The sequence below is a fragment of the Achromobacter sp. 46006 genome, assembly GCF_059761975.1.
This window is the reverse complement of record NZ_JCBANN010000056.1, coordinates 1-20,544: the sequence shown is the minus strand read 5'-3', so window position 1 is coordinate 20,544 and position 20,544 is coordinate 1. Positions and strand designations below refer to the sequence as shown.

Here is a 20,544-nt window from a genome sequence, read left to right as displayed (position 1 = left end):
GCTCCTACAGCTTTTTCGCCAGGCGCGGATCGAGCATGTCGCGCAGCCCGTCGCCCACCAGATTGACGGCCAGCACGGCCACGCCCAGGAACAGGCCCGGGTAGAGGATGATGTGGAATGCCACCGCGACGAAGTTGCGGCCCTCGGCCATGATGTTGCCCCAGCTCGGGATCTGCGGCGGGATGCCCACGCCCAGGAAGCTCAGCACGGCTTCGGTCAAAATGGCCGAGGCGGCGATGAAAGTGGCCTGCACCATCAGCGGCGCGAACAGGTTGGGCAGGATGTGGCGCAGCAGGATGGCCGGCACCCGGGTGCCGGCGGCCACCGCGGCCTCGATGTAGGGTTGCTCGCGGATGGTCAGGACCAGGGCGCGCACCAGTCGCACCACGCGCGGCACCTCGGGCACCACGATGGCCACGATGACGGTGCCCAGGCCGCCCTTGAGCGTGGCCATCAGGGCGATCGCCAGCAGCACGCCGGGGATGGCCATGAGGCCGTCCATGATGCGCATGATGACGCCATCGAGGCGGCGGAAGTAGCCGGCCAGCATGCCCAGGACGACGCCGCCCGCGGTCGACACCAGCGCCACCACGACGCCGACCACCAGCGAGATGCGGGCGCCCCACAGGGTGCGGGAATACACGTCGCGGCCAAGCGCGTCGGTGCCGAACAGGTGTTCGGTCGAAGGCGGCTTCATGCGCGCCAGCGGGTTGATGTCGAGCGGATCGGCACTGGCCAGCCAGGGCGCGGCCAGCGCGACCACGGCCAGCGCCAGCAGGATCGCGCCGCCCGCATACAGCATGGGATGGCGGCGCAGCGCGCGCGCGGCGCGGCGCCAGCGCGGTCGTGGCACGGCCAGGGGCAGGGTGGTGGTGGCGGTCATGGTTCGGCCTTCCTCAATAGCGGATGCGCGGGTCGAACAGGCGATAGCTCAGGTCGACCAGCAGATTGATCAGCACATAGATGCCGGAGGCCACCAGCAGCACGCCCTGGATCACGGGATAGTCGTGGCGCAGCACGGCGTCGATGGTCAGGCGTCCCAGGCCGGGAATGGCGAACACGGTCTCGGTCACCACCACGCCGCCGATCAGCAGGGCCACGCCCACGCCGATGGTGGTGACGATGGGATTGGCGGCATTCTTGAGCGCGTGCCACACGACCGGGCCGGCGGCCAGGCCCTTGGCGCGGGCGGTGCGGATGTAGTCGTCCGAGAGTGCCTCCAGCATGGTGGCGCGGGTCATGCGGGTCAGCAGCGCCATGTACACCAGCCCCAGCGACAGGCAGGGCAGCACCAGGTGGCGCAGGTACGGCACCAGGCCCTCGGCCAGCGGCTTGTAGCCCTGCACCGGCAGCCAGCCCAGCTTGATGGAAAAGCCATACACGAGGCTGTAGCCGATCAGGAACACCGGAACCGAGAACGCACAGACGGCGCCGACCATCACCAGCCGGTCCAGCAGCCGTCCGGCGTTCCAGGCCGCCAGCACGCCCAGCGGCACGGCGGCCAGCACCGCGAACAGCATGGTGAAGGCGGCGATGGACAAGGTCGGCCCCATGCGTTGGCCGATCAGTTGCGCCACCGGCATCTGGGTGGCGATCGAGGTGCCCAGGTCGCCGGTGGCCAGGTGCCCGACCCAGATGCCGAACTGCACCAGCAGCGGCTTGTCCAGGCCCAGGTTCTGGCGGATTTTCTCGACGTCCTCGGTGGTGGCGTTGTCGCCGGCGATCACCGCCGCCGGATCGCCCGGCGACAGGTGGATCAGCAGGAACACCACGACCGCCACCACGGCCATGACGGGAATGACGGCCGCGATGCGGCGCAGGATGGTTTTCACGCTGGCGATCCCCTCGGCCGGGCGCGGCGCGCGAAGGGCGCGGCGGTGGCCTGACAGTTCACGGCGGGCGGGCGCGCTGCCCGCCGCCGGGTTACGGTTTTTCGATGTTCCACATCACCGGGATGCCGGTCTTGAGCAGCTCGGTATGGCTCAGGCCGCGGACCGCCGAGACCGGCTTGAACTCGCCCCACATCACATAGGGCACCGACTGGTAGGCGCGCGCCTGCAATTGCGCCGCGATCTCCTTGCGCCTGGCCGCGTCCGGCTCGCGGATCCATTGCGTGCGCAACGCGTCCAGCTCCTTGTCGCAAGGCCAGCCCGGCAGGCTGTTGCCGCAGGCGGCCGACAGCCACGGATTGGTCAGCGGCGTGCTGGCGTCGTAGTAGCCGCCCCAGGTCAGGAACAGGTTCCAGCCGCCCTGGTCGGGCGCGTCCTTCTTCAGGCGGCGCGCCGCCAGCGAGGCCCAGTCCATCGATTGCAGATCGACCTTGATGCCGGCCTTCTTCATGTTCTGCGTCAGCACCATGACGGCGGGGGCGCTGATATGGTCGGTGGGGTACAGCACCACGACTTTCTCGCCCTTGTAGCCGGCTTCCTGCAGCAACTGCCTGGCGCGCGCCAAGTCGGGCTTGGCGTAAGGCGCCGCGCCGGCATCGGTGGCCAGCGGCGAGCCGCAGATGTACAGCGTCGGGCAATAGTCGACGCGGTACTTCTCGGGGTAGCCGATGGCCGCCAGCATTTCCTTCTGGCTGATCAGGTGATATAGCGCCTGACGCGCCTGCGGCTTGTCGAACGGCGGATGCAGCGCGTTGACGATGGCCATGCCCTGGGTCGCCACCGAGGTGCTCAGGGTGATGTCGGGGTTGCTTTCCAGCACCGGCAGGAAGTCCGGCGTGGTCTGCTCGATCATGTCGACTTCGCCATTCATCAGCGCGGCGGTGGCGGTGTTGCCGTCGGGGATGTAGACCCACTCAACCCGGTCGACCTTGGCGACCTTGCCGCCGGCCAGGCCGTCGGCCGGCTCGTTACGCGGCACATACGCCGGGTTCTTGACGTACACGACCTTGTTGCCGGGCACCCACTCGTCGCGCTTGAACAGGAACGGGCCCGAGCCGACCATCTCGGTGACCGGTGTGTTCGGGTCGGTCATCGCCAGGCGCTTGGGCATGATGAAGGGCGGCATGCCCGACGGCTTGGCCAGGGCCTCCAGCACCAGGCCGAAAGGCTGCTTGAGCGTCAGCGAGAAGCTGTCCGGCCCCGTGGCGGCCAGTTCGGCGCCGGCCGCCATCAGCGCCTGGCCCATGGTGTCTTTCTTGGCCCAGCGTTGCAGCGAGGCGATGCAGTCCTCGGCGGTGACCGGCGTGCCGTCATTGAATTTCAGGCCCGGCCGCAGCTTGAAGGTCCAGGCCTTGCCATCGGGCGAGGCGGTCCAGCTCTCGACCATCTGCGGCCTGGGCTGGCCGTGGCTGTCCTGCGCGAACAGCGTGTCGAACACCATGTAGCCGTGGTTGCGGGTGATATAGGCGGTGTTGAACAGCGGGTCCAGCGTCTTCAGGTCGGCGTGCGGCACCATCCGCAGCGTCTTGGCCAGGGCCGGCTGGCCCGCGGCCATGCCAAGGGCCAGCAGGGCGGCCGCGCCCAGCAGGCTGAAACGTTTCATCATGGTCATCCCCTTGTTTTCCAGTTGCCTGCGTGGGCAATGGGTTGGATATCAGCCCTTGAAGGGCCATTTCGGCAGTTTGCGCTTGGTGAACGGCAGCGCGTTGTAGTCTTGCGTGATCGCCCCGGGCGTCTCGACATAGATGACGTGGCGGCCGAGCTTCGAGTACGAGGCGTAGAAATGCTGCGACGACTTCGGAATGACCAGCTTCATCGCGCCCAGGTCCACGCCGAACTGCGTGAACAGGTCGGTATCCATGGCCTGGGTGCGGTTGGTGGTCATGACGATGGTCACCCCCTGGCTGCGCACCACGGCCACATCGCCCAGCAGCGCCGGCGTGCCCGCCAGCCCGGTCATGACGGCATCGCGCTTGAGCGCGACGATCTCGCAGGCCAGGTCCAGCGGCTGGCCTGACACCGGCGCCACCTTGCCGCCGACGCGCAGCTTGATCTGCGCGCCTTCGCCCGCTTCGAAACAGAGCTGCACCGCCACCGGGTCCCAGAACGGGCCGGTCGCCACGTCTTCGATGCCGCGCGCCAGCACGCGCTCCAGGATGAAGGTGGCGTCGCTGGGCGCGCCGCCGCCGGCGTTGTCGGCAGAGTCCGCCAGCACCACCGGGAAATCGGCCAGCGCCAGCGCCTGGTCCAGCGCCTCGTCGGCGCCGGGATAGGGCGGCGCCAACTGGTCGCGAAAGCCGATGATCTCTTCGCCCAGCGCGCGCGCCAGCCGTTCGGCCTGGCCGGCGTCGCCATCGGTGTAGACCAGCACCTTGGAGCCCATGTCAGGCGTGTCGCCCCACGGAAAGCCGTGGGCGATCGACACCGACAACACGCCTTCCTTGCCTTCCATCGCCAGCAGGCGGTCGACGAAGCCGCGCATCGGCTCGCGGCTGGTGTGCATGATGGAGATCATTTCGCAGTCGAACACCGCGCGCGCCGGCTTGATGCGGCCCTCGGCGCGCGCCACGCACAGGTCGACCAGGTCGTAGGCGCGTTCCAGGATGTCGGTGTGCGGATACTCCTTGAAGCACACCAGGAAATCGGCGCTGTCGACCATGGCGTCGGTCAGGTGGCAGTGCGGATCCAGCTCGGCCCCGATCACCGTGTCCGGGCCGACGATCTCGCGCGCCCGCCGCAGCAGGTCGCCTTCGCAGTCGTCATAGCCGTCGGCGACCATGGCGCCGTGCAGGCCGAACAGCGCGATGTCGACCTTGCCGGCGCGGCGCAGGTCGTCCAGCAATTCATCGCGCAGGGTCTCGTAGGCATGGCGGGTGGTCGGGCCGGCCGGCGTCGCGCCCGCCGTCATGCCCTCGATCAGGGTCCAGTCCTTGCCTTGGGCGCGCTGGCGGGCGGCCCACAGCGGGCCGGAGAACATCTGCATGCGGTCCGGGTGCTGGCCCGCCGGATAGTAGCCGCGCGACCGATAGGCCGACAGGCCGGTCGGAATGGGCGAGAAGGTATTGGTCTCGGTTGCCAGGGACCCGGAAAAAATCTTCATGCGATCGCTCCGTTCTGAATGGTTGTCCGTTCGTCTGTGCGCGGCGGTCCTGCCCGCTTCAGTCCTGCCCGATATACGCCTGCACTTCGATCTCGACGTCGACGTTCAAGGCCAGCGCCGACGCCACCGTCGAGCGCACCGGCAGCGCCGTGCCGAAGAATTCCTTGTAGACCTCGTTGAAACCGGTGAAGTGAGCCATGTCGGAGAGCCACACGGTGGCCTTGACCACCTGGTCCAGGCGCGCGCCGCCGGCCGCCAGGCTCTCGACGATGCGCTCGCAGACGGCGCGGGTCTGCGCCTGGATGTCGCCGCGCACCACCTCGCCGGCGGCGTTCATCGGCACCTGGCCCGACAGGAACAGGAAGCCGCCGGCCTTCACCGCCCGTGAAAATGGAAACGGCAGGCTGCTGGGCAGGCGCTGGATGGCTTGGCTCATGGATTCACTCCTTTCACGATTGGGAGAAACGGGTCGGCGACAGGCGCGCGGGGTCGACGCCCTGCGCGGTCAGGCTGGCGTTCAGCGGCAGGTCGAGCAGCAGGTCGGCGGCCAGGCGCGAGGCGCCTGCGGCGGACTGGATGCCGTAGCCGCCCTGGGCCGCCAGCCAGAAGAAGGCCGGCATGGCGCCATCCCAGCCGATCACGAAATCGCCATCGGCAACGAACGAGCGCAGGCCGGCCCAGGTGTGGCGCGGGCGGCGGATGGTCAATGAGGTGGCGGATTCGATGCGGTAGATGCCAGTAGCGACGTCCAGTTCCTCGGGCACCACGTCATGCGCCGGCACCGGGTCGGCATTGGCGGGCGAGCCCAGCAATTGGCCTGCGTCGGGCTTGAAGTAGAAGCTCTCGTCCACGCCGACCACGGCCGGCCAATGCGAGAAATCGACATTGTCCGGTCCGGTGAACGTGAAAGCGGTGCGGCGGCACGGCTGCAGACCCACCGGCCGCACGCCGCACAGCGTCGCGGTGTGGTCGGCCCAGGCGCCGGCGGCATTCACCAGCACCCGCGCCCGCAAGGTGTCGCCGCCGGCCAGCGTCAGCGTCCAGGCGATGCCATCGTGCCGCGCGGCCACCAGTTCGGCATTGCCCCGCAACAGCGCGCCCTGACGCGCCATGCCGCGCAGGAAGCCCTGGTGCAGGGCATGCACATCGATATCGCGGGCGTCGGGTTCTTCGATCGCGCCGCATACCTGGTCCGGGCGCAGGCAGGGCACGCGCGCCAAGGCCTGCTCGGCGTCGATCAGGGTGACGTTGGGCGACTGGCCGCGGAAGTCGTCATAGACCTCGCGCAGCAGGTCCTGCTGGCCGGGCGCGGCGATGTACAGCACCCCGCGCGGACTGAGCAGGGGATGCTCGCAGAAGCCTTGCGGCGGGTGTTCGTAGAAATCGCGGCTGGCGCGCGTCAGCGCCTTGATCTGGTCGGTGCCGTAGGTCTCCATGAACATGGCGGCCGAACGGCCGGTGGAGTGGTAGCCGGGCTGCGCCTCGCGCTCCAGCACCACCACCGAGGCGGTGGGGCTCAAGCGGTAGGCCACTGAGGCGCCGGCGATACCGGCGCCGATGACGGCGTAATCGTAAGTGAGGTCTGCGGCCATTTTTCTGAAACGAGAATTCTCTTATTTGATAATTCTCGAATACGATAGTTGTTTGGAAATCGCGCGGTAATAGGGGTTGTCCCGGGGGAAGGTGTCCGGAGCCGCGTAAAATCGCGGCCATGCTTCCCACTCAAGTCATCGTTGCGCTGCTCGTGCTGCAGCTTGCCCTGGTCGTTCCGCTGGTCGCCGTGGCGATCCAGTCGCTGCGTTGGTGCCACTGGTATTTCAGGGCCGATCCGCAGACCCGCGGCGAACGCCCGCATTTCACCGGCCCGGCGCTGGCGCTGCTGTTCAGTGCGCTGGCCGCCAGCGACTTCATCGGCTACGAGCCGTTTGCCACGCTGTCGCGCCTGAATCCGGTGCCGCTCGAGGCGCGGGCCTATTTCACGGTGGCGATGCTGGCGCTGGCGGTGTGGTGCTGGGCGTACGCCGGCGCCATCCGCGCGCGCATCCGCCGGCTGTTCTGATGGCGGTCCGGGTGCGCGAGGGGCCGGGCTGACGGCTTTGCGCCGCGTATCCGCGGGCGTTGCCAGGCACCCTTAGTCGGCCGGCAACGCCAACCCCGCCACGCCGCCCCGCAGGGATTCCAGCAGTACGCGCTTGTTCTCGCGGCTGCGGTAGGCGTGCTCGCGCATCAGGTTCTCGGCACGCGCGGCCTCGCGCCGCGTGATCGCCCGCAGCAGGTCCTCGTGATCCGATTGCGCCCGCAGCACGAAGGGCGTCTCCAGCTGCGACGGCGTGGACGGCAGCGTCAGCGCGGCGGGGCCGGCCAACGGCGTCTTGTTGTTGTGCTCCAGCGCCGACAGCAGGGCGCGGTTGCCGGCCGCTTCGCACAGGATCTCGTGGAAGCGGCGGTTGATCTGGCCCCAGGCGCGCGCATCCACCGTGGCCTTGGGGTCGCGCCGCGCCGGCGCCAGCAGGGCGCGGCCTTCCTGCACCGCCTGCGACAACTGTTCCAGCACCTCGGCGCTGGCGCCGCGCTCGGCCAGCAGCCGCGCCGCCATGCCTTCCAGCACCCCACGCACTTCGACCGCGTCGCCGATCTCGTCGACAGTGAAGGCCCGCACGCGAAAGCCGCGCGAAGGCAGGCGTTCCAGCAGGCCTTCCTTTTCCAGTTCGGTCAGCGCGATGCGCAGCGGCGTGCGCGACACGCCCAGGCGCGCCGAGAACTGCAGTTCCACCACGCGTTCGCCAGGTTGCAGGGCGCCGGAAAGCACCATGTCCCGGAGTTCGGAAATCACTTTGTCGATCTGAGCGGCCATAGCGGAGCGTCGGCTGAAGCGTATCTGAAAGGGCCTCCAGTGTACCTACAAAATTGCATGCAATTGCGCATCAAAAAAACAATCTGACCTTGCGATTTATCAAAATTGCATGCAATAATTCGGAAAAACAGCGGTCACGGCACTTAAAAGCCATCGAATGCATGCAATGCGTCACTCAATTGCATGCCAGGAGGACCGCCTACAGGACAGGAGACAAGATGAAGCTGATCAGCTTCGAGCATGCGGGCCAGCCGGCCTGGGGCGTGCTGCGCGACGCCGAGGTCGTGCCGTTGACACAGCACTGGCCCGACCTGGCCACGGCCCTGGCGGCGGGCATCGAGGCCATCGCGCAAGCGGCGGCAGGCCATGACGGCCCCGGCATTGCGCTGGCAGGCCTGCAATGGCTGCCGCCGGTGCCGGCGCCGCGCAAGATCCTCTGCGTCGGCCTGAACTACGGTCGCCACGTGGCCGAGACCGGCCGCGAGCTGCCGCGCCATCCCTCGCTGTTCGCCCGCTATGCCGATAGTTTCGTCGGTCACGAGGCGCCGGTCTGGAAGCCGCGCGCCTCCGACCGCTTCGACTACGAGGGCGAACTGGCGGTGGTGATCGGACGGGCAGGGCGCCACATCGCGACGGGCGACGCCCTGGACCACGTGGCCGGCTACACCTGCATGGCCGAAAACTCGGTGCGCGACTTCCAGAAGCACAACGCCCAGGTCACGCCCGGCAAGAATTTCGAGCGCAGCGGCGCGATCGGCCCCTGGCTGGTCACTGCCGACGAGATCGGCGACCCGGCGGGCCTGCGCATCCAGACGCGCCTGAACGGCGAAACCGTGCAGCAGGGCGAACTGGCCGACCTGATCTTCCCGATTCCCGAACTGATCGCCTACATCAGCGCCTTCACGCCGCTGGCGCCCGGCGACGTGATCGCCACCGGCACCCCGGAGGGAGTTGGTTCCAGCCGCCAGCCGCCGCGCTTCCTGGCGGTGGGCGACACGCTGGAGATCGAGGTGCCGGGCGTCGGCACGCTGCGCAACACGGTGGCGGACGAACCCGTCCACCCCCACTGACACGAAGGACACAGGCATGACCGAGGCATTGCGGTATCTCACCGAAAAAGACGTGGTGGCGGCGCTGACCATCCCGCGCGCCATCGACGCGCTGCAGCGCATGCTGGTGGCGCAGGCGAAGGAGGGTGCGCGCAACGTGCCCAAGGCGCTGGCCACCTGGGGCGACGGCAGCTCGATGCACGCATTGGGCTCGGTACAGCCCGGCCCCGGCGGTTACGCCGGTTTTAAGACCTGGGTTCACACCAAGGCCGGCGGCGGGTCGCTGTTCAGCCTGTTCGACGCCGACACCGGCCTGCTGCGGGCAGTGATCGAGGCCCGCGCGCTGGGCATGCTGCGCACGGCCGCCATCAGCGGCGTGGCGACGCGCGCCCTGGCGCCCGAGGACGCGACGCAGGCCGCCCTGATCGGCACCGGCCCGCAGGCGGTGACGCAACTGGCCGCATTGGCCGCGGTGCGCAAGCTGCGGCGGGTGCGGGTCTACAGCCCGACGCTGGCAAAGCGCCGCGCTTTCGTCGAGGCCGTGACCGGCAAGTACGCCTTCGCCATCGAGGAATCGCCCACGCTGGAACACGCCCTGGACGGCGCCGAGATCGTGACGCTGATCACCCGCGCTGTCGAGCCCTTCGTCGACGCGGCCCAACTGGCCGACTGCCGCCACCTGAACGCGGTGGGCGCGATCCTGCCGGCCAAGGCCGAATTCGCCCAGGACGTGTTCGAACGCGCCGACCGCGTGGTGGTGGACGACCTGGAAAACGCCCGGCGCGGCTCGCGCGAACTGCGCGAACGCTATGGCGCGGACGGCGCGCCCTGGGACGGCGTGGCGGTGCTGGGCGAGTTGCTGGCAAGCGGCGAAACGCGCGCGCCGGATGCGCGGCTGACGCTGTTCAAGGGCATGGGCATGGGCCTGTCGGACCTGGCGATGGCGCAGGTGGCGTACGAACACGCCCGCGACCACGGGCTGGGCGTCGCCCTGCCGCCGCAGACCCGCGAGAACCTGCTGCTGGCGCAGCCCTGATTTCGATTACCCCCTTCAAAGCACTATGACGCCGGCGCGCACCGCCCGCCGGCCACAGGAGACAGACATGTTCATCGACGTCAGCGGGGCCGCGCCCCGCGAGCAGAACAAATGGCCATCGATCGTGATCCCCAAGGAGGAGATCGACCTGGAGATCGCCCGCCTGATTGACGCGCCGCGCCCCGCCAACGGCCGCCGCGCGTCGCTCATCGCCCATCCGCTGGCGACCGCGCCGGGCCTGGGCCTGGCCCCCGGCACGGACGTCACCATCAACGTCGTCAACCCCGGCGAACGCACTTTCAACCTGCGCAAGAACTCCAACATGCTGGAGATCTGTATCAGCGGCGAGGGCGTGGCCACGGTAGCCGGCCGCGATATCCCGGTGGGTCGCTGGGACGTGTGGAACACGCCGGCGATGCAGGTGCATTCGTACCGCAATGACGGCCAGACGCCCTGGGTGCGGCTGTCGTACTCCAACGCGCCGCTGCTGGAAAAGCTCGAGATCCACTACGTCGAGGAATTCGAGGGCGACGTGCCGCCGGCCGACGCCAACACCCGCCCGGCGCCGGCCCGTTCGCCCGAGGCGGCGCGCGCCCGCGACCTGGCGCTGCGCGAGCAGATCACGCCGGAAGGCGCCTGGCTGATGGGCTACGAGTGGCTGATAGACATCGACGTGCTCGAATCCAAGGCGCTGCACTGGCCCTGGGCTGCGGTCTCGCGCCACCTGCCCAGCGTCGAGGACATGGCGCGCGGCTACAACGGCCGCCGCCTGTTCGTGCTGTACAACCCGGCCACCGAACGCCGCATCGGCACCACCCACAGCTTCTTCGCCACGATTTCGTCGTCGCCGCCGGACAACCACCACGTGCCGCACCGCCACAGCTCGTCGGCCATCAACTACTACCTGCGCGGCAACGGCTACAGCAAGGTCAACGGCGTGCGGCTGGACTGGAAGGCCGGCGACCTGATCCTGTCGGCGCCCGGCTGGGCCATGCATTCGCACCACTCGGGCACCGAGACCACCTCGGCCCTGACGGTGCAGGACCATCCCCTGCAGATCGCCATGGAATCGCTGATCTGGCAGGAGCGCATGCAGGAACCGATCCTGGCGCTCGGCAGCCAGGGCGGCTTCGAAAGCAACCTGGCGCAACTGGCCGCCGCGTCCTGAGCGCGCCGCTCGCATTCCGGAAATTCCCATGACCCAGATCCAATTGCCCGACGACACCTCGCTGCGCGCCCGCCTGCGCGACTTCTACGACGACTACGCCTACTGCCTGGACGAAGACCGGCTGGAGGAATGGCCGGACTTCTTCACCGAGGACTGCCACTACCGCGTGCTGTCGCGCGAGAACCACGACGCCGGCCTGCCGCTCGGCCTGATCTATTGCATGAACAAGAACATGCTGCGCGACCGCGTCACCGCGCTGCGCCAAACCACCATGTTCGAGCCGCGTTCGCTGCGCCACTTCATCAGCGGCGTGCGCGTCATCGAGACGCAGGGCGAGCGCATCGTGGCCCAGGCCAACTTCGCCGTGATGGAGTCGCTGTCCGACCGCGAGCCCACGCTGAACATGGTGGGCCGCTACCTGGACGAGCTGCGCCTGACGCCGCAAGGCCCGCTGCTGGCCCGCCGCGACTGCGTCTATGACAACTACCGCGTGCGCACCTCGCTCATCGTTCCCCTCTGATCCCGCTGCCAGGAAACCCGCCATGACCTGTTCCGATTCCGCCGTGCTGGAAACTCCCGCCGCGGCCCCCATCCATATCGAGCGCCGCTGGCCCAAGGAGGGCTACACGCGCATTCCCAACTGGGTCTACACCGACCCGGCCATCTTCCAGAAGGAAATGGACGTGTTCTTCGGCGGCCGCACCTGGAACTACGTCGGCCTGGAGTGCGAAGTGCCCGAGACTGGCTGCTACAAGCGCAACTGGATCGGCAACCGCCCGGTCGTCATGGTGCGCACCGAAAGCGGCGAGATCAACGTGCTGGAGAACCGCTGCGCCCACCGCGGCGCCCAGATCTGCTGGCAGAACACCGGCAAGGTGACCGACTTCACCTGCCCGTACCACCAGTGGAACTACGACCTGGACGGCAACCTGCAGGGCGTGCCGTTTCGCCGCGGCGCCATGGGCAAGGGCGGCATGCCGCGCGACTTCGACCCGAAGCAGAACGGCATCCGCAAGCTGCGCAGCGTCAACCGCGGCGGCTCGATCTGGGCGACGTTCGCCGACGATGCGCCCAGTTTCGAGGACTACTGCGGCGTCGAGGTGCTGGCCGAGATCGACCACATGCTGCCGGGCAAGAAGCTCAAGCTGCTGGGCTACAGCCGCCAGCTCATCCCCAGCAACTGGAAGATGTACCTGGAGAACCTGAAGGACCCGTACCACGCCACCTTGCTGCACACCTTCTACATCACCTTTGGCCTGTGGCGCGCGGATTCCAAGTCCGAGTGCATTCCCACCGGCGGCGGCGCCCACAGCGTGATGGTGTCGCACAACGAGGGCAAGAAAAAGACCGAGGCCACCAGCGAGATGAGCCGCTTCCGCGACGACCTGGAGCTGCTCGACCTGGAAACCGTGACCCCGCGCGCCGAATTCAACCGCGGCCGGGTCGGCGGCGCCTGGGTTTTTCCCGCCGCGCAGTTCGGCATCCAGGCCAATTCGCTCAAGACCCGCCACGTGATCCCGCGCAGCCCGACCGAGCATGAACTCGTCTTCACCTACTACGGCTACGAGGACGACGACGAGGAGATGACCCGGCTGCGCCTGAAGCACGCCAACCTGCTGGGCCCGGCCGGCTTCGTCTCGATGGACGACAGTGAGATGCTGAACCAGGTGCAGATCGGCGTCACCGGCTACCCGGAGGCGCGCGGCATCGTGGAAATGGGCGGACGCGATACCGAGCCGGCCGACTACATGGTGACCGAGGTGCTGATCCGCTCGTTCTACGACTACTACCGCAACGCGATGGGGCTGTGACCATGACGACCTGGACTCCGGTCGCCCAGGTGGGCGACATTTCCCCCGACACCGGCACGCTGCGCGTCGCGCTGGAGGGCGAGGCGGTCTGCCTGTACGACCTGCAGGGCGATATCTGCGCCACCCAGGACCGCTGCCCGCACGGCAATGCCAGCCTGGCCGATGGGTATATGGAAGACGGCACCATCGAATGCCCGCTGCATCAGGGCGTATTCGACATCCGCAGCGGCAAGCCGCAATGCCCGCCCGTCACCACCGACCTGCGGCGCTACGCGGTGCGGGTCGAGGCCGGCACCATCTATCTGAGCCCGGAGGCGCCGTGAAAGCGGGCGCCATCGTCATCGTCGGCGCGGGGCAGGCGGGCGGCTGGGCCGCCGCCACGCTGCGCGGCCGGGGCTATTCTGGCCGCATCCTGCTGCTGGGCGATGAGCCGCACGCGCCGTACGAGCGTCCGCCCTTGAGCAAGGCGGTGCTGGGCGGCCAGGCGGCGCCCGAAAGCACCGAGCTGTTCTCCTGCGAGCGCCTGGCGGAACTGGACATCACGTTCCGGCCCGGCATCGCGGCGACACGGCTATGGCCCGAACGCCATCAGGTCGAAACGTCCGATGGCGCCACGCTCAGCTACGACAAACTGATCCTGTGCACCGGCGGCCGTCCCATCGTGCCGGCCTTGCCGGGCGCCGACGGACCCGCCGTGCATGTGCTGCGCACCCGCGACGATGCCTTGCGCCTGCGCGCCCGCCTGGGCCCGGGGCGGCGCATCGTGGTCGCGGGCGGCGGCTGGATCGGCCTGGAAGTGGCCGCCACCGCACGCCAGGCCGGCTGCGCCACCACGGTGCTGGAGCAGGCGCCGCGCCTGTGTGCCCGCAGTGTGCCGCCGGGCGTGTCGGCTCACCTGGCCGCGTTGCATGCCGCGCAGGGGGTGGCGCTGCGCCTGAATGCCAGCCTGCGCGCGCTGCATGCGCGGCCAGAGGGCGGCTGCGTGGCCGAGCTGGCCGACGGCGGCCGCCTGGAAGCGGACGCCGTGGTGCTCGGGGTCGGCATGCAGGCCAACGATACGCTGGCGCGCGAAGCCGGCATCGCCTGCGACCGCGGCGTGCTGGTCGACGAATACTGCCGCACCTCCGCGCCCGATGTGCTGGCCGCCGGCGACGTGGCGGTGGCGGCGACCGAGGGCGCCAGCCCCATCCGCCTCGAATCCTGGCAGAACGCCCAGGACCAGGGCGCGGCGGCGGCGCTGTCGGCGCTGGATGCCGGCCAGCCTTACCAGCCCAGCGGCGCGGTCTGGTCGGAACAGTACGACGCCATGGTGCAGATCGCCGGCTTTCCGGCGCGGGCCGCCCGCGAAGTGCTGCGGCCCCAGGCGGACGCGCGCGCGCTGCTATCGGTGGCGCTGGACGATGGCGGCCGCGTCATCGGCGCCGTGGCGGTGAACGCGGCGCGCGAACTGCGCCAGTTGCGCCAGTGGATCGCGCAAGGCACCCAGGTGGACCCCGCGCAACTGGCGCGCGCCGATGCGCCCCTGTCCAGCGCCCGGATCGGCTGAACCCTGATGGAGAACCGAATGCAGACCGAACACGTCAAGGCCGCCTGCGAGGCGGTCGTCCTGGCCTTTTTCCATGCGCTGGATACGCGGCGCCACCAGGCCGCCGCCGCGCTCATGGCGCCGGAAGGCACCTGGCTGCGCCAGGGCCAGATGCTGGCCGGGCCGGGCGAGGTGCTGGCGGCCCTGGAGGCTCGGCCGCCGCAGCGCACCACTTGCCACGTCATTACCAATCTGCGCCTGCTCGAACACAGCGGATCGCAGGCCACGGTGGGCTATTTCCTGACCGCCTACGACAGCGATCCGCAAGCGCAGGGCGGGGCGCCGCGCCTGGTCGCCATCCGCGACTGCCAGGATCGGCTGGTCGCCAGCGGCCAGGACTGGCTGCTGGCGGAAAAGCGCAGCCGGCGCCATCTGCCTCCCGAATGATTCCCCCGAAACCCAGCCGGAAAACCCCATGACATCGCAAGCAAAATCCATGGATGCCTCGACCATCCGGGCGCTGGCCCAGCGCCTGGACCAGGCGGAACGCAGCCGCACCCAGATCCGCCAGCTGTCGCTGGAATATCCCGACATCACCATCGCCGACGCCTACGCCATCCAGCGCGAATGGGTCGCGGGCAAGATCGCGGCCGGCCGCAGGCTGGTGGGCCACAAAATCGGCCTGACCTCGCGCGCCATGCAACTGTCCTCGCAGATCGACGAGCCCGACTACGGCGCCTTGCTGGACGACATGCTGTTCGACGACGGCGCCGAGATCCCCCGCGACCGCTTCATCGTGCCGCGGGTCGAGGTCGAGCTGGCCTTTATCCTGGAGCGGCGGCTAAAGGGCCCCGGCGTGACCCTGTTCGATGTGCTGGACGCGGTGCGCTATGTGATCCCGGCGCTGGAGATCATCGACGCGCGCTCGCACCAGATCGACCCCGACACCCGGCGGCCGCGCAAGGTCTTCGATACCATCGCCGACAATGCCGCCAATGCCGGCGTGGTGATGGGCGGACGGCCGGTGCGGGTCGATGCGCTCGACCTGCGCTGGGTCGGCGCGATGATGTCGCGCAACGCCGTGATCGAGGAAACCGGCCTGGCCGCGGGCGTGCTGAACCATCCGGCCAACGGCGTGGTGTGGCTCGCCAACAAGCTGGCGAGCCACGACATCGCGCTCGAAGCCGGACAGATCATCCTGAGCGGTTCGTTCACGCGGCCGGTGTTCGCCCAGCAGGGCGACACGTTCCATGTGGACTATGGCCGGCTCGGCGCGGTCAGTTGCCGCTTTGCCTGAGGCTTCCGGAGACCCTCCCGCATTTCCGTTTTTCGTTCCCCGCGCGTCCGATACATCACAACCAGAGGCCGCGCGCCCCGCACCCCAAAGGAGACAAACCATGACCCTTTTCAAGACCTCGATCGGCATCGCGGCCGCGTGCCTGGCGCTGGCCAGCGGCGCCGCGGCGGCGCAAGGCGCCGACTGGCCCAGCCATCCCATCACCCTGGTGGTGCCTTTCGCCGCCGGCGGTGGCGGCGATACGCTGGCGCGCCTGGTGGCCGATCCGCTGTCGCGCGAACTCGGCCAGTCCATCATCATCGAGAACCGGCCCGGCGCGGGCGGCAACATTGGCACCGCCATTGTCGCGCGCGCCAATCCGGACGGCTACACGCTGTCCTACGGCACCAACGGCACGCAGGCCACCAACCACTGGCTGTATAAATCGCCGGGCTACGCGCCGGCGGACTTCGAACCGATCTCGCGCTTCACCGTGATCGCGGCGGCGCTGGTGGTCAATGCCGCCGACGAGCGCTTCAAATCGCTGGCGCAGTTGCTGACCTATGCCAAGGCGCATCCCGGCGAGTTGACCTGTGGCTCGGCCGGCAACGGCACCTCGTCGCACCTGGCCTGTGAACTGCTGAACCAGATGGCCGGCGTCAAGATCATGCACATTCCGTACAAGGGCGGCAGCGCGGCCATGACCGACCTGCTGGGTGGACGCATTTCGCTGCTGATCGACGTGATGCCGAACGTATCGGGCCAGATCGCCGCGGGCAAGCTGCGCGCGCTGGGCGTGACCACGCCGCAACGGGTGGCCTCGAATCCGGACATCCCCACCATCGACGAAGCCGGTGTCAAGGGCTATGGGTTCTTTGCCTGGGATGGGTTGTACGCGCCCAAGGGCACGCCCGCGGCGGTTCTGGACAAGCTCAACGCCGCCGTCAACCGCGCGCTGCAGCGGCCGGAAGTGAAGCAGGCCCTGGAATCGCGGGGCGCGATCCCCTCGCCGACCTCGCGCAAGGCATTGGCCGAGTTCGGGGCCGAGGAGTACACGCGCCTGGGCAAGGTGGTGAAAACCGCCGGCGCGGCCATCGATTGAGGCAGTGCGGGACCCATGCCGACCGGCGCGGGCCCCGGACGGCCGGGGCCGGGCGGCGCCGGCCCCTACAACGCCGGCTTGAGCACCATCAGGAAATACACCGCCACCATCGCCAGGAACGCGGGGTAGCCCAGCCATTCCCAGCGGCGCGCAAAGCGCCAGTAACGCGCCGGCAGCGCCGTGGCGCCGGCAGCCTGGGCGCCGGCGGCCATCTTCGCCATCTCGTACTGCAACCACACCACCGGCAGCCAGCAGGCGCCCGCCAGCAGGTACAGCCCGATCGACAGGGCGATCCAAGGCGTGGTCCAGGTCCAGCCCGCCGTGTGCGCCAGCCACAATCCGGTCAGGGGCTGCGCCACCACCGCCGGCGTGGTGAACCACAGGTCGGCCCGCACCACCAGGCGCGAGACCGCCGCGATCGCCGGCACCGAACCGCTGCGGTTGGCGAAGAATAGATAGAAGGCCGTCCCGAAGCCGGTGCCGACCAGCAGCACCGACGACAGGATGTGCAGGGTCTTGATCGTGAGATAGGCATTCATGGCTGGACTTCCTCGCTGAACAGGATGAAAAGGAGCGCGATGACGGCGACGTTCTTGAGCAACGGGCCGAAGGGATGCCAGAGGAACTCCGGCAGCGCGACCGCGATCACCCCGGAATAGCCGAGCACCAACGCAAGCTGCGCCGCCCACAACCGCCTCCCGGGGCGCCAGAGCGTGGCCAGGCCGAACGCGGCGTCCAGCGCGGCGGCCAGGTACAGGGCCGCCACGGCGACCGGTCCATGCAGGCCGACGCCGGCCAGCAGCGCCAGGCTGGCGTCGACCGGGTAGATGACGGCGCTGCACAGCGCGGTCCACAGCCAGATCAGCGCCAGCGCACCGCGCAGCAGGGCGGGGCGCCACGCCGCCAGGGCCTGCAGGCGCAGGGCGGGCGCCTCGTCCGGAGTAATGAAGGCGTCGATGGCAGCCGGCGGACGCCCCAGCACGCGGGTGGTGACCGCCGCATCGCCGCTGTTGCCGGCGCGCAGCATGCGCCAGGTGTCGCGCGTCAGCATGGAACCGGGCAGGCGGTCGCACAGCGCCGCGCCCGCGGCGACCAGCGCGCCGGGCACCGCCAGCGTCCGCGCCGGCGCAAAGCCCATCGTGGCGCGATAGATTGCCAGCATGCGCTTGAACGTGACCTCGGCGCCGCCCACCAGATCGAGCACCCGCGGCGCATCGACCACTCCGTCCACCAGACGCACCACGATCTCGGCCAGTTCATCGACGTGGATCGGCCGCAGCGGCTGGCGACCGCCGGCGGGCAGGGCGTGCAGCGGCAGCGAGGCCAGCGCGCGGAAAAAGCGCGCCGACGCGCCCTGGGCGCCATACACCAGCGCCGGCCGCAGGATGTGATGCGTGACCGGCAGCGTGCGCAGATGGTCATCGGCCGCGCGCTTGGTGCGGAAGTAGGCGGTGGCGCCACCTTGCGCGCCCAACGCCGACAACTGCAGCACCCGCCTGACCCCGGCCTGCGCCGCTGCCTCGAACAGGGCCACCGGGGCAAGATGATGCAGCCGCTCGAAATCGCCGCGCTCGGCTTCGCGCAGGACGCCGACCGCATTGATCACGACGTGGATGCCGCGCAGGCGGTCGACCCAGGCGGCCGGCGCGGTGTCGACGCGGTAATCCACTGCGATCTCGTCGGGACGCCGCGCCTGCCGCACGCCCCTGAGCACCCGGTGCCCGTCGCGCGTCAGCGCCTGGCACAACGCGCGGCCGATGAAACCGTTGGCACCGCATACCAGGATGTTCATGTGATCCGCCTTCGGTCGTATCGACCTCTTTCTTTAATTTCTGTTATTTCTGTATGGACAGAAATAACAGGGCAAAAAAATGGGCGGGACACGCGGTCCGCCCACGCCATCACGCCTTGGCGCGGCGCATTGTCTTGCTGATCTTGGCGCCCATGCCGAGCGTCTTCATCAGCGTCTCGGGTTTCATGCGCAGCATTTCGTCCGACCAGGTGGTGAGGATCTCCAGGAACGCCAGCGTCTCGCGCACGCGCTGCGCGGTGAGCGGGGTTTCGTCGGCCATCTCGGGGCTGGCAAGGGTGTCGCGCAGCATCGTCAGGGTGGGATCGATCTCGCGCTGGCGCCGGCCTTCGACGATCAGCTTGAACAGTTCCCAGATATCGGTGGAGGTCTCGAAGTGGTCGCGGCGGTCGTCCATGACGTGCACCACCTTGGCCAGGCGCCAGGCCTGCAGTTCCTTGAGGCTGTTGCTGACGTTCGAGCGCGCCACGCCCAGGGTTTCGGCGATTTCCTCCGCGGGCGCGGGCCGGCCCAGCAGGTAGAGCAGGGCGTGGATCTGCGCCACGGTGCGGTTCACGCCCCAGCGCGAGCCCATTTCGCCCCAGTGGAGGATGAAGCGTTCGGCGATCGGAGTCAGTTTCATGTGGCCACTGTAGGTATTTCTCTAATTTCTGTCAATACAGAAATTAGAGAAATAAGCGCGATCCGCTAAGCTCGAGGCATGAACCAACACGACTATCAAATTGCCCTGCGGCGTGAACTCGACGCCCACACCGACGCCGCGCTGCGCGTGCTGGCCGGCCTGTTTCCGCGCCTGCCCGAAAAGGCGCGCGAGATCCAGTTCGGCATCTTTCCCGACCAGGACGGCGAGGGCACGTTCTCCGTGGTCATCGGCCTGGACGGCCCCGACCTGTATGTGCTGAACAAGGCCATCGAGGGCCATCGGCGCCTGTTCGACGTGGTGCACGGCGAAACCGGCCTGACGCCGCCGGTGCCGAGCTTCGCGCGCGACCCCGGATTCTGCGTGCAGGACGCCATCGCCGACACCGCGGCCGACTGGATCGAGGCCTTGTGGGAGCGGGGCGGCCGCGCGCTGTCGCCGCTGCCGGCCTGCATCTACGCGGACGAGGACTACGGCACGACCACGCCGCGCAGCCTGTCGGCCGACGCTGCGGCGGCCCTGCGCTGAGCCGGCGCGGCGCGCCTTATCCGGCCTTGGCCTGTGCCAGGGCGCGTTGCACCGCCGGACGCGCGGCGACCCGCTCCAGGTAGGCGGTCAACGCCGGGAAGCGCGCCATCTCCACGCCGTCGCCTTCCAGCCAACTGCCGATGGTGTAGAGATAGGCATCGGCAATGCTGAAGCGCTCGCCCAGCGCCCAAGGCCCGGCAATCTGCGATTCCAGGTAGGCGGCGACCGCCGTCATGGTTTCGGGCACCTTGGCGCGCATGGATTCATGCGCCGCCGGGTCATCGGCCCAGCGCGCGCCGCGCCGCTTGTGCGCGTGCGCCACGTGCGCGGTGGAAGCCAGGTAGCTGTTCAGTTCCTGCAGGCGCGCGAAGGCGAAGGCGTCGTCCAGCGGCGCCAGCCCGGCCGCGGGAAAACTCTGCGCGACGAAAGCCAGCAGGGCCGGCGTTTCGGTCAGCACGCCATGCTCGGTGGCCAGCGCCGGTACCCGTCCCTTGGGATTGACCCGCAGGTATTCCGGGCTCTGCTGCTGCCCGGCGCTGAAATCCAGCTTGACGACGTCGAAGTCGGCGCCGGCTTCGTGCAGGGCGATATGGGTGGCCAGGGCGCAGGTGCCCGGTGCGGTGTAGAAGGTCCAACGTGACATGGCGTCCTCTTGAAGGGGGCAGGCGAAGCGGAAGGGGCCATTATCGCCAGAACCGCCGGCGCTGCCTACGGTTGGGGCCGCGCAGGCGCCGCGGCGGCGGATCAGGCAAGCGC

At 68.8% G+C, this 20,544-nt stretch carries 23 protein-coding genes; 12 read left to right on the top strand and 11 right to left on the bottom strand.

Going from position 1 to position 20,544, the window contains the following annotated elements:
* Positions 1 to 4 precede the first annotated feature (4 nt).
* The 6 genes from AC6LKG_RS21305 to AC6LKG_RS21280 all read right to left on the bottom strand — a co-directional run bounded on the left by AC6LKG_RS21305 (position 5) and on the right by AC6LKG_RS21280 (position 6,581).
* A complete protein-coding gene (locus tag AC6LKG_RS21305; protein WP_498167842.1) occupies positions 5 to 883 on the bottom strand; it encodes an ABC transporter permease in 879 nt (292 codons plus the stop codon).
* A 13-nt stretch (positions 884 to 896) separates the two neighbouring features.
* A complete protein-coding gene (locus AC6LKG_RS21300; RefSeq protein ID WP_498167839.1) occupies positions 897 to 1,832 on the bottom strand; it encodes an ABC transporter permease in 936 nt (311 codons plus the stop codon).
* 91 nt (positions 1,833 to 1,923) lie between these two features.
* Positions 1,924 to 3,495: an ABC transporter substrate-binding protein gene (locus AC6LKG_RS21295; protein ID WP_498167836.1), complete on the bottom strand. Its 1,572-nt coding sequence runs from the start codon at positions 3,493 to 3,495 to the stop codon at positions 1,924 to 1,926.
* Between the two features lie 48 nt (positions 3,496 to 3,543).
* Positions 3,544 to 4,989, bottom strand: a complete 1,446-nt coding sequence (locus tag AC6LKG_RS21290) for a M81 family metallopeptidase (protein WP_498167833.1) — start codon at positions 4,987 to 4,989, stop codon at positions 3,544 to 3,546.
* A 58-nt stretch (positions 4,990 to 5,047) separates the two neighbouring features.
* Entirely contained in the window at positions 5,048 to 5,425 is a 378-nt protein-coding gene (locus AC6LKG_RS21285) for a RidA family protein (protein ID WP_498167830.1), read from the bottom strand.
* A 13-nt stretch (positions 5,426 to 5,438) separates the two neighbouring features.
* The gene (locus AC6LKG_RS21280; RefSeq protein ID WP_498167827.1) at positions 5,439 to 6,581 is read right to left on the bottom strand and encodes an NAD(P)/FAD-dependent oxidoreductase; all 1,143 of its coding nucleotides are present in this window, start codon (positions 6,579 to 6,581) and stop codon (positions 5,439 to 5,441) included.
* Positions 6,582 to 6,700: 119 nt separating this feature from the next.
* Between AC6LKG_RS21280 and AC6LKG_RS21275 the strand changes: the two genes are divergently transcribed.
* Positions 6,701 to 7,048, top strand: a complete 348-nt coding sequence (locus tag AC6LKG_RS21275) for a hypothetical protein (RefSeq protein WP_498167824.1) — start codon at positions 6,701 to 6,703, stop codon at positions 7,046 to 7,048.
* A gap of 72 nt (positions 7,049 to 7,120) precedes the next feature.
* Here the strand turns inward: AC6LKG_RS21275 and AC6LKG_RS21270 are convergent, their stop codons facing one another.
* Positions 7,121 to 7,843, bottom strand: a complete 723-nt coding sequence (locus AC6LKG_RS21270; RefSeq protein WP_498167821.1) for a GntR family transcriptional regulator — start codon at positions 7,841 to 7,843, stop codon at positions 7,121 to 7,123.
* Between the two features lie 218 nt (positions 7,844 to 8,061).
* Between AC6LKG_RS21270 and AC6LKG_RS21265 the strand changes: the two genes are divergently transcribed.
* The 10 genes from AC6LKG_RS21265 to AC6LKG_RS21220 all read left to right on the top strand — a co-directional run bounded on the left by AC6LKG_RS21265 (position 8,062) and on the right by AC6LKG_RS21220 (position 16,810).
* Positions 8,062 to 8,913 carry a fumarylacetoacetate hydrolase family protein gene (locus AC6LKG_RS21265; RefSeq protein ID WP_498167818.1) on the top strand — a complete coding sequence of 284 codons (852 nt, stop codon included), beginning with the start codon at positions 8,062 to 8,064 and terminating at the stop codon, positions 8,911 to 8,913.
* 16 nt (positions 8,914 to 8,929) lie between these two features.
* Positions 8,930 to 9,928, top strand: coding sequence for an ornithine cyclodeaminase family protein (locus AC6LKG_RS21260; protein ID WP_498167815.1), 999 nt, complete (start codon positions 8,930 to 8,932; stop codon positions 9,926 to 9,928).
* Positions 9,929 to 9,995: 67 nt separating this feature from the next.
* A complete protein-coding gene (locus tag AC6LKG_RS21255) occupies positions 9,996 to 11,096 on the top strand; it encodes a cupin domain-containing protein (protein ID WP_498167812.1) in 1,101 nt (366 codons plus the stop codon).
* Positions 11,097 to 11,124: 28 nt separating this feature from the next.
* Positions 11,125 to 11,616 (top strand): aromatic-ring-hydroxylating dioxygenase subunit beta, encoded by a 492-nt coding sequence (locus AC6LKG_RS21250; RefSeq protein WP_313658262.1) that lies wholly within the window; start codon positions 11,125 to 11,127, stop codon positions 11,614 to 11,616.
* A gap of 22 nt (positions 11,617 to 11,638) precedes the next feature.
* A complete protein-coding gene (locus tag AC6LKG_RS21245) occupies positions 11,639 to 12,907 on the top strand; it encodes an aromatic ring-hydroxylating dioxygenase subunit alpha (protein ID WP_498167809.1) in 1,269 nt (422 codons plus the stop codon).
* Between the two features lie 2 nt (positions 12,908 to 12,909).
* A complete protein-coding gene (locus AC6LKG_RS21240; RefSeq protein WP_498167806.1) occupies positions 12,910 to 13,230 on the top strand; it encodes a non-heme iron oxygenase ferredoxin subunit in 321 nt (106 codons plus the stop codon).
* Positions 13,227 to 14,453, top strand: a complete 1,227-nt coding sequence (locus AC6LKG_RS21235; protein WP_498167803.1) for an NAD(P)/FAD-dependent oxidoreductase — start codon at positions 13,227 to 13,229, stop codon at positions 14,451 to 14,453. The genes AC6LKG_RS21240 and AC6LKG_RS21235 overlap by 4 nt, the downstream gene beginning before the upstream one ends.
* Before the next feature lie 18 nt (positions 14,454 to 14,471).
* The gene (locus AC6LKG_RS21230; RefSeq protein WP_498167801.1) at positions 14,472 to 14,879 is read left to right on the top strand and encodes a nuclear transport factor 2 family protein; all 408 of its coding nucleotides are present in this window, start codon (positions 14,472 to 14,474) and stop codon (positions 14,877 to 14,879) included.
* 49 nt (positions 14,880 to 14,928) lie between these two features.
* Positions 14,929 to 15,729, top strand: a complete 801-nt coding sequence (gene hpaH, locus AC6LKG_RS21225; RefSeq protein WP_498167867.1) for a 2-oxo-hept-4-ene-1,7-dioate hydratase — start codon at positions 14,929 to 14,931, stop codon at positions 15,727 to 15,729.
* A gap of 100 nt (positions 15,730 to 15,829) precedes the next feature.
* Positions 15,830 to 16,810 carry a Bug family tripartite tricarboxylate transporter substrate binding protein gene (locus tag AC6LKG_RS21220; protein ID WP_498167798.1) on the top strand — a complete coding sequence of 327 codons (981 nt, stop codon included), beginning with the start codon at positions 15,830 to 15,832 and terminating at the stop codon, positions 16,808 to 16,810.
* 65 nt (positions 16,811 to 16,875) lie between these two features.
* Here the strand turns inward: AC6LKG_RS21220 and AC6LKG_RS21215 are convergent, their stop codons facing one another.
* The 3 genes from AC6LKG_RS21215 to AC6LKG_RS21205 all read right to left on the bottom strand — a co-directional run bounded on the left by AC6LKG_RS21215 (position 16,876) and on the right by AC6LKG_RS21205 (position 19,242).
* Positions 16,876 to 17,349 (bottom strand): DUF2269 family protein, encoded by a 474-nt coding sequence (locus tag AC6LKG_RS21215; protein ID WP_498167795.1) that lies wholly within the window; start codon positions 17,347 to 17,349, stop codon positions 16,876 to 16,878.
* Positions 17,346 to 18,602, bottom strand: a complete 1,257-nt coding sequence (locus tag AC6LKG_RS21210) for an SDR family oxidoreductase (protein WP_498167793.1) — start codon at positions 18,600 to 18,602, stop codon at positions 17,346 to 17,348. The genes AC6LKG_RS21215 and AC6LKG_RS21210 overlap by 4 nt, the downstream gene beginning before the upstream one ends.
* 109 nt (positions 18,603 to 18,711) lie before the next feature.
* On the bottom strand, positions 18,712 to 19,242 hold the full coding sequence (locus tag AC6LKG_RS21205) for a GbsR/MarR family transcriptional regulator (protein ID WP_498167791.1): 531 nt from the start codon (positions 19,240 to 19,242) through the stop codon (positions 18,712 to 18,714).
* A 78-nt stretch (positions 19,243 to 19,320) separates the two neighbouring features.
* Between AC6LKG_RS21205 and AC6LKG_RS21200 the strand changes: the two genes are divergently transcribed.
* Positions 19,321 to 19,788: a DUF6389 family protein gene (locus AC6LKG_RS21200; protein WP_498167789.1), complete on the top strand. Its 468-nt coding sequence runs from the start codon at positions 19,321 to 19,323 to the stop codon at positions 19,786 to 19,788.
* A 16-nt stretch (positions 19,789 to 19,804) separates the two neighbouring features.
* On the opposite strand, the gene AC6LKG_RS21195 is transcribed toward AC6LKG_RS21200, so the two are convergent.
* Positions 19,805 to 20,431: a glutathione S-transferase family protein gene (locus tag AC6LKG_RS21195; protein ID WP_498167786.1), complete on the bottom strand. Its 627-nt coding sequence runs from the start codon at positions 20,429 to 20,431 to the stop codon at positions 19,805 to 19,807.
* Positions 20,432 to 20,544 lie beyond the last annotated feature (113 nt).